This is a genomic window from Streptomyces sp. DvalAA-14 (assembly GCF_900091855.1).
In the GTDB taxonomy this organism is placed as follows: domain Bacteria; phylum Actinomycetota; class Actinomycetes; order Streptomycetales; family Streptomycetaceae; genus Actinacidiphila.
Genome location: NZ_FMCH01000056.1, coordinates 1 through 8026, shown reverse-complemented (window position 1 = coordinate 8026; position 8026 = coordinate 1). Strand labels below are relative to the sequence as shown.

Annotated in this window: 6 protein-coding genes; 5 read left to right on the top strand and 1 reads right to left on the bottom strand. The window is 73.5% G+C overall.

Annotated elements, in window-relative coordinates:
* Positions 1 to 116: 116 nt before the first annotated feature.
* Positions 117 to 1931 carry an ABC transporter family substrate-binding protein gene (locus GA0115240_RS02635; protein ID WP_093735022.1) on the bottom strand — a complete coding sequence of 605 codons (1815 nt, stop codon included), beginning with the start codon at positions 1929 to 1931 and terminating at the stop codon, positions 117 to 119.
* A 313-nt stretch (positions 1932 to 2244) separates the two neighbouring features.
* On the opposite strand from GA0115240_RS02635, the gene GA0115240_RS02630 reads away from it, so the two are divergent.
* The 5 genes from GA0115240_RS02630 to GA0115240_RS02610 all read left to right on the top strand — a co-directional run.
* Positions 2245 to 2532, top strand: a complete 288-nt coding sequence (locus GA0115240_RS02630) for a hypothetical protein (RefSeq protein WP_093735021.1) — start codon at positions 2245 to 2247, stop codon at positions 2530 to 2532.
* A 54-nt stretch (positions 2533 to 2586) separates the two neighbouring features.
* Positions 2587 to 3426, top strand: a complete 840-nt coding sequence (locus tag GA0115240_RS02625; RefSeq protein WP_093735020.1) for a hypothetical protein — start codon at positions 2587 to 2589, stop codon at positions 3424 to 3426.
* Positions 3427 to 5520, top strand: coding sequence for a fumarate reductase/succinate dehydrogenase flavoprotein subunit (locus GA0115240_RS02620; RefSeq protein WP_093735019.1), 2094 nt, complete (start codon positions 3427 to 3429; stop codon positions 5518 to 5520). It abuts the gene before it with no gap.
* Positions 5517 to 6287, top strand: a complete 771-nt coding sequence (locus tag GA0115240_RS02615; RefSeq protein ID WP_093735018.1) for a succinate dehydrogenase/fumarate reductase iron-sulfur subunit — start codon at positions 5517 to 5519, stop codon at positions 6285 to 6287. Before GA0115240_RS02620 ends, GA0115240_RS02615 begins: the two co-directional genes overlap by 4 nt.
* Before the next feature lie 194 nt (positions 6288 to 6481).
* Positions 6482 to 8026 (top strand): TPM domain-containing protein (locus GA0115240_RS02610; RefSeq protein WP_141708695.1); only part of this gene is annotated, 1545 nt, incomplete at its 3' end.

Sequence of the window (8026 nt, the reverse complement as noted above, 5' to 3'; positions counted from 1 at the left end):
CGCCCGGCGCGGCCGGGGCCGATCGGGCGCGGCGGCGCACGGAAAGGCGCACGGCGGGGGGAGCGGGGCGTCGGCCCGGCTCCCCCCGCCGTGCGGGGGATCAGCTGCCCGCGGGGCTACTTGCGGAAGCCGAGGTCCTGGTAGGAGGGGGTCTGGAAGCCGAAGGCGCCGGCGTTGGCCACCGAGGTGCGCAGGGCCACGACCTGGGGGCGCTGGTAGAGGGGGATGGAGCCGGCCGCGGCCCAGATGCGGGCGTCGGCCTTGGCGGTGAGGTCGCGGGCGGCGCCCGCGTCGAGCTCGGTGCCGGCCTGGGTGAGGAGCTGGTCGATCTGGTCGGTGCCGACCCGGGAGTAGTTCTGGGCGACGGTCAGCGAGCCGTCGGCGGCCGGGATCGGCTTGGCGAAGATCGGTGCGTCGTCGGTGGCGGGGTAGGCGCTGCCCGGCCAGGACCACAGGGCCAGGTCGAAGGCGCCCGAGGCGATGTGGTCCGGGAAGTAGCTGGACCCGCTCACCTTGCTGATCTCGGTGCGGATCCCGATGCCGGACAGCATCCGGGCGATCCGCCCGCCCACGTCGTCCAGCGTCGGCGAGTCGGCCGGCAGGACGAAGCGCAGCGAGAGCTGCTTGCCGCCCTTGGTCACCACCCGGTTCGGCTCCACGACGGTGAGCGAACCGTTGGCCGCCGCCCGGCCCGGTCCGGCTGCCTTCTCACCGGTCTTGGCCGAGGAACGCTGCCAGCCGGCGTCGCCCAGCAGTGCCTGGGCCTGCTGCAGGTCGGAGGCGCCCAGGGCCGAGCTGTGGTCGGCGTATCCGCGCTGCGAGGGCAGCACCAGGTGGTTGCCGAGCGGCACCGCCGGCAGCCCCAGCGGTTTGAGCACCGCCGCGGCGATCTTCTTGCGGTCGATGGCCCGGGCCACCGCGTGCCGCACCCGCTCGTCGGCCAGCGGTCCGCTGCTGCCGTTCATGGTCAGCTGCGCGTAGGCCGCGTCCGGTGCCTTGCGGACCGCCACGCCCGGGGACCGGCGGACCGAGGCCAGCATGGCCGGGTCGATCTCGGCGAGGTCCAGCTTGCCCGCGGCGAGCTGGGCGGGCCGCTGTGCGCGCGGCACCGCGGTCAGCACGATCCGGTCGAGCTTGGCGGGCTTGCCCCACCAGGAGGGGTTGCGCACGAGGGTGACCGTCTTGGCCTTGGCGTCCACCGCCTTGAGCGCGAACGGCCCGGCGGCCACCGGCAGTTCGGTGCGGGCGCCCTCGTTGAACGCGTCCGGGGTGGCGGTGACGCCGGTCGGGTAGAGCGGGCTGAACAACGACCGCCAGTCCGCGTAGGGGGTGCCGAAGGTGACCTCGACCTGCTGGGCGGTCGCCCCCTGCCGGATGCCGGAGATCCGGTCGTAGCCGGCGTTGCGGGCGGTCCAGAAGGCGGAGTTGCGGCCGCCCAGCGCCTTCCACTGGGCGATGAAGTCAGCCGCGCCGATCGCCTTGCCGTCGCTCCACCTGGCCCGGGGGTTCAGCTGGTAGGTGACCACCTGCCGGGGGCTCTGCTTGCTGACCTCCGCCTTGGCGACGTAGTCGGGGTCGGTCTTCGGTTCGCCGTGCCCGTCGAGCCGGAACATCAGCGGCAAGGTGGCGCCGGCCACCGTCGCGGTGTCGGAGTCCGCGTCGGCCTGGAAGGCGTTGAGGGTGCGCGGCATGGCGTCCACCGCCCAGCGCAGGGTGCCGCCGGTGCGGACCCCGCTCCGGGCGACGGCCGCCACATCGGTCCCGGCGGTGCCGGCCGCCTTGGTGCTCCCGGAGGAGCAGGCGGTCAAGGTCAGCGCGGCCCCCGCGGCGAGCGCCACGGCGATCCGCACCGCCCGGCGCCGTGGCGCCGGGACGGGGAGGGCCGGTTGCGCGCCGCCGGTCACGGGGCTGCTCAGGGGGCTGCGGTTCATCGGGGTGACACCTCCGCGGCCCCGGCGGCGGCCCGTACGGCCTGCGTACGCCATGCGCCGGGGACATGATCAGCTGTTCTCATCTGCCGTTTATAGGAAGATTTATGGACATATGCCATCGCACCCGTACCCCGCCGGGCTGCCGCCGCGCCGACCCGCGCCGCCGAGACCACCCGGGCGGCCCATCGATCGACTGGGCGGCCGCAATCCACGCAGCCGTCTTCACAAGACGCGGTGTGACGCGCGACACTCCAATGCGCGGCGCGGATCACGCGTCACCCACCGCACGGCGGCAGATGGTGAGGGCACCTCCATGTCCCTGCACGACGACCTGACCTCGGTTCAGCGCCGGCTCGACGATCTGATGCGCTGCGTCGCCCGGCTGGACGAGCACACGGGCGACAGCCTGGACATGCGCCGGGTACGGGCGGACGCCGGTCATCTGCGCGAAAGCCTCAACCTGCTGCAGGACTCGGTGCCGCTCGCGGCCGGCAACCGCACCGTCGAGATGGTGTCCATCCCCGACGCGCCCTACGACCGCGGTCTGTGGACGGACGCCGAGGACGAGGGGCTGGGCTCGCCCCACCGGCACGCGCCCTGACCGCGCGCCCCCAGCCGCGCGCCACCCCTCACCCCCGCTCCTTCGGAGTCCCCTTTGGCCACCGGAACGACCCCCTCGACCTCCCCCAGCCCACCGAAAGCCGCCCGCGGCGTCCGCACGCCCGGCCGCGCCGCGATCACCGCCCCCCATCTGCGCACCGACCGCTGGTGGGTGCCGCCGCTGGTCACCGCGCTGGGCCTGGCGGCCTTCGTCGCCTACTCCACCTGGCGGGCCTTCGCGGGCGCGCACTACTACTCGGCCCCGTACGTCTCGCCCTTCTACTCCCCGTGCCTGGCGTCCAACTGCGCGGACATGAAGGCCGGCGCGGACTGGCACCTGTTCGGCGACTGGTGGGGCCTGTCCCCGGCGCTGCTGGTGCTGATCTTCCCGCTCGGCTTCCGGCTGACCTGCTACTACTACCGCAAGGCCTACTACCGCGGCTTCTGGGCGTCGCCGCCGGCCTGCGCGGTCGCCGAGCCGCATGCGAAGTACACCGGCGAGACCCGGCTGCCGCTGATCCTGCAGAACATCCACCGCTACTTCTTCTACCTGGCCCTGCCGGTGGCGGGCATCCTCACCTACGACACGGTGCTCGCGTTCCGGAACCCCGACGGCGCCTGGGGCCACGCGGGCCTGGGCACCCTGGTCATGGTCATCAACATCGCGCTGATCTGGGCGTACACCCTGTCCTGCCACTCCTGCCGGCACATCATCGGCGGCAAGCTGCGGCACTTCTCCGCCCACCCGGTGCGCTACCGGCTGTGGGGCTGGGTCGGGGTGCTCAACTCCCGCCACATGCTGCTCGCCTGGTCCTCGCTGATCAGCGTCGCCGTCGCGGACTTCTACGTGTACCTGGTGGCCAGCGGCGTATTCGACGATCCGAGGTTCTTCTAGATGACGAATGTGGAACGGCACGCGTACGACGTGGTCGTGGTCGGCGCGGGCGGTGCCGGGCTGCGGGCAGCGATCGAGGCACGGGAGCGGGGCATGCGGACCGCCGTGATCTGCAAGTCGCTGTTCGGCAAGGCCCATACGGTGATGGCCGAGGGCGGCATCGCGGCCAGCATGGGCAACGTCAACGCCGGCGACAACTGGCAGGTGCACTTCCGCGACACCCTGCGCGGCGGCAAGTTCCTCAACCACTGGCGCATGGCCGAGCTGCACGCGAAAGAGGCCCCGGACCGGGTCTGGGAGCTGGAGACCTGGGGCGCGCTGTTCGACCGCACCCCGGACGGCAAGATCTCGCAGCGCAACTTCGGCGGCCACGAGTACCCGCGGCTGGCGCATGTCGGCGACCGGACCGGCCTGGAGCTGATCCGCACCCTCCAGCAGAAGATCGTCTCGCTCCAGCAGGAGGACTTCGCCGAGACCGGCGACTACGAGGCCCGGCTGAAGGTCTTCCAGGAGTGCACGGTCACCAGGATCCTCAAGGAGGACACCGAGCAGGCCCGGGTGGCGGGCGTCTTCGGCTACGTCCGCGAGTCGGGGCGGCTGTTCGTGATCGACGCGCCGGCCGTCGTGCTGGCCACCGGCGGCATCGGCAAGTCCTTCAAGGTGACCTCCAACTCCTGGGAGTACACCGGCGACGGACACGCGCTGGCGCTGCTGGCCGGGGCGCCGCTGATCAACATGGAGTTCATCCAGTTCCACCCCACCGGCATGGTCTGGCCCCCGTCGGTCAAGGGGATCCTCGTCACCGAGTCGGTGCGCGGCGACGGCGGGGTGCTGCGCAACAGCGACGGCGAGCGGTTCATGTTCGGCTACATCCCGGACGTCTTCAAGGAGAAGTACGCCCAGGACGAGGCCGAGGCGGACGGCTGGTACAGCGACCCGGACCACAACCGGCGGCCCCCCGAACTGCTGCCGCGCGACGAGGTGGCCCGGGCGATCAACTCCGAGGTCAAGGAGGGCCGCGGCACCCCGCACGGCGGGGTCTTCCTCGATGTGTCGACCCGGCTGCCGGCCGAGGAGATCAGGCGGCGGCTGCCGTCGATGCACCACCAGTTCAAGGAACTGGCGGACGTGGACATCACCGCCGAGGCGATGGAGGTCGGCCCGACCTGCCACTACATGATGGGCGGCGTCGACGTGGAGCCGGACACCGCGGCGGCGGTCGGGGTGCCGGGGCTGTTCGCGGCGGGCGAGGTGGCCGGCGGTATGCACGGCTCCAATCGGCTCGGCGGCAACTCGCTGTCCGACCTGCTGGTGTTCGGGCGGCGGGCCGGGCTGTTCGCGGCGGAGTACGCGGCCGGGCTGGCGCCGGGGGCGTGGGCCGGCGACGCACCGCCCGGTGAAGCAGCGGCGGGCGACGTACCGGCGGCGGACGAACCGGCGGCCGAGGTAGCGGCCGGTTCCGCCCGGGCCGGTGCCGCGGGTGCGGGCCCCGGTGGCCGCGCCGCCCGGCCGGTCGCCCCGCAGGAGCAGATCGACGCGGCGGCGGCGGAGGCGCTGCGGCCGTTCAGCGCGGAGGCCGAGGCCGAGGCCGGGGCGCAACCCCCCGAGAACCCCTACACCCTGCACCAGGAGCTCCAGCAGGTGATGAACGACCTGGTGGGCATCATCCGGCGCGGGCCGGAGATGGAACAGGCGCTGGACCGGCTGGCGGTGCTGAAGCAGCGGGCCCGGCGGGCGGGCGTGGAAGGCCACCGGCAGTTCAACCCGGGCTGGCACCTGGCGATCGACCTGCGGAACATGCTGCTGGTCAGCGAGTGCGTGGCGCGGGCCGCGCTGGAGCGCACCGAGAGCCGCGGCGGCCACACCCGCGACGACCACCCGGGCATGGACCGCGGCTGGCGCAAGGTCAACCTGGTCTGCGAGCTGCCCGCGGCCCGGGGCGGAGCCGGCGCCGCCGGATCGCTGCCCGGCATCGAGGACGGCGGGATCACCTTGCGGCAGCGTCCGATGGACCCGATACGGCCGGATCTGCTCGCCCTGTTCGAACGGGACGAGCTGGTCAAATACCTGACGGACGAGGAGCTCGACCGGTGAGTGGCTACACGGCGCGGTTCAAGGTGTGGCGGGGCGACGCGGCGGGCGGCGAGCTGCGCGACTACGACATCGAGGTGAACGACGGCGAGGTCGTCCTGGACATCATCCACCGGCTGCAGGCCACCCAGGCGGCGGATCTGGCGGTGCGGTGGAACTGCAAGGCCGGCAAGTGCGGCTCGTGCAGCGCGGAGGTCAACGGCCGGCCGCGGCTGATGTGCATGACCCGGATGTCGGTCTTCGACCGGGACGAGACGGTCACGGTCACCCCGCTGCGCACCTTCCCGGTGATCCGGGACCTGGTGACGGATGTGTCCTTCAACTACGCCAAGGCCCGTGAGGTCCCGGCCTTCGTGCCGCCGAAGGGGGTGGCGGCCGGCGAGTACCGGATGCAGCAGGTCGACGTCGAGCGCTCGCAGGAGTTCCGCAAGTGCATCGAGTGCTTCCTGTGCCAGGACACCTGCCATGTGGTGCGCGACCACGAGGAGAACAAGACCTCCTTCGCCGGCCCGCGCTTCTTGATGCGGATCGCCGAACTCGACATGCACCCCTTGGACGCGGCCGCCGAGACCGGTCTGAACCGGGCTTCCTCCGCCCAGGAGGACCACGGCCTCGGCTACTGCAACATCACCAAGTGCTGCACCGAGGTGTGCCCGGAGCACATCAAGATCACCGACAACGCGCTGATCCCGCTGAAGGAGCGGGCGGTCGACCGCAAGTACGACCCGCTGGTCTGGCTGGGCGCCAAGATCACCCGCCGCGGCAAGTAGCCGGCCCGGCGGACGCGAAGGACGGGCCGCACGCGGGACACGAAGGACGCGACGCACGCGAAGGACGCGAAGGACCCGGCCCGGGCGGCCGCCGACCCCGGGCCGGGTCAGCGGTCGCGAAGCGGGCGATAGCGACATAGCCTCCCCAAAGGAGCCACGCGCTGGGTCGTGGCGCGGTTGTGGGAGGCGGCGCGGTGCGCACGAGACGTCGGGTGGTCCCAGCGTTCCTCGCGGCTGTCGGCGCCGTGGCCCTCTGGGCGGGGCCGCCGGCCGGCGAGGCGCGGGCCGATGATCCGGTCCGGCTGTCCCGCGGCGGGCGGATCACCGACACGGTGGGGGCGCTGGGCGGCCGCGCGCCGGCCGTACGGTCCGCGCTGGACGGGCTGTACGACGCCCGGCGCATCCGGCTGTTCGTCGTGTACGTCGGCAGCTTCTCCGGCGCCGGCCCGCAGGACTGGGCGAACGCCACCGCCGTGAAGAACGGCCTCGGCCGGCAGGACCTGCTGCTGGCGGTGGCGACCCGCGACCGGCAGTACGCGGTCTCCGCCGACCAGGACTCGGGCCTGACCCAGAACCAGCTCAACGAGGTCGGCGACGCGGCGATCGAGCCCGCGCTGCGGCTGGACGACTGGGCCGGCGCCTCGATCGGCGCGTCCGACGGCTATGCGGCGGTGCTGGCCGGCCGTCCGGTGGTGGCACCCGCCATCACCCCGGGCTCCCCCGACCCCGGAGACGTCGGCAACGGCACCAGTGCCGCCGAATTCTGGATCCCGGCCGCCGCGGTCGCGGTGGCGGCGGGCACCGCCCTGTTCGTCTACCGCCGGCGCCGCGGCAGGAAGCCGCTGCCCCGCCGCTCGCCACGCCCCGTCGTGTGGCACGGGGCCCGGCCCCGCCCCAAACGGCCCACCCCGCTGACCGCGCTGCCGGAGCTGGACGCCCAGGCCCGGCAGCTGCTGGTCGCCACCGACGACGCGGTCCGCACCAGCCAGGAGGACGTCGGCTTCGCCGCCGCCCAGTTCGGCGAGCAGGCGGCGCGGCCCTTCGGGGAGGCGGTCGAGTACGCGCAGAGCGAGCTGACCGCCGCCTTCCGGCTGCGCCAGAGCCTGGACGACGCCTTCCCGGAGGACGACGAGACGCGGCGCCAGATACTGGACGAGATCCTCTCCCGCTGCACCCAGGCCAACCGGCGGCTCGACGCCGAGTCGGAGGCGTTCGACCGGTTGCGGGCGATGGCGGAGCACGCGTCCCAGCTGCTGGAACACGCCGAGGCCACCGCCGCCGCCCTGCCGGGCCGGATCGCCGCCGCGCAGTCCGCGCTCGGCCCGCTGGCCGCGCGTTACGCCGACGCCGCGCTGGAAGCGGTGGCCGGGCAGCCGGCCGAGGCCCGCGACCGGCTGGAATTCGCCCGCACCAGCCTCGACCAGGCCCGGTCGGTGCTCGGCGCCGACCGCGGCAGGGTCGCGGCCTTCGTCCGCGCCGCCGAGAGCGCCCTGGACCAGGCGACCGTCCTCGCCGACTCCGTGCCCCGCCGGGAGCGTGAACTCCGGGCGGCCGACGCCGCGCTGAACGCCGCACTGGCCAGGACCGACACCGATCTGGTCCGGGCCCGCGGCATGCTCGACGGCAGTACGCAGGCCGGGTCCCCGGGGGCGGGCCCGGCGCCCGGCGCGATCACGGAAGCCGCCTCGGGGGCCGGCACTGGGACCGTCCCGCGCACCGAGCCCGACGCGGGCACGGGC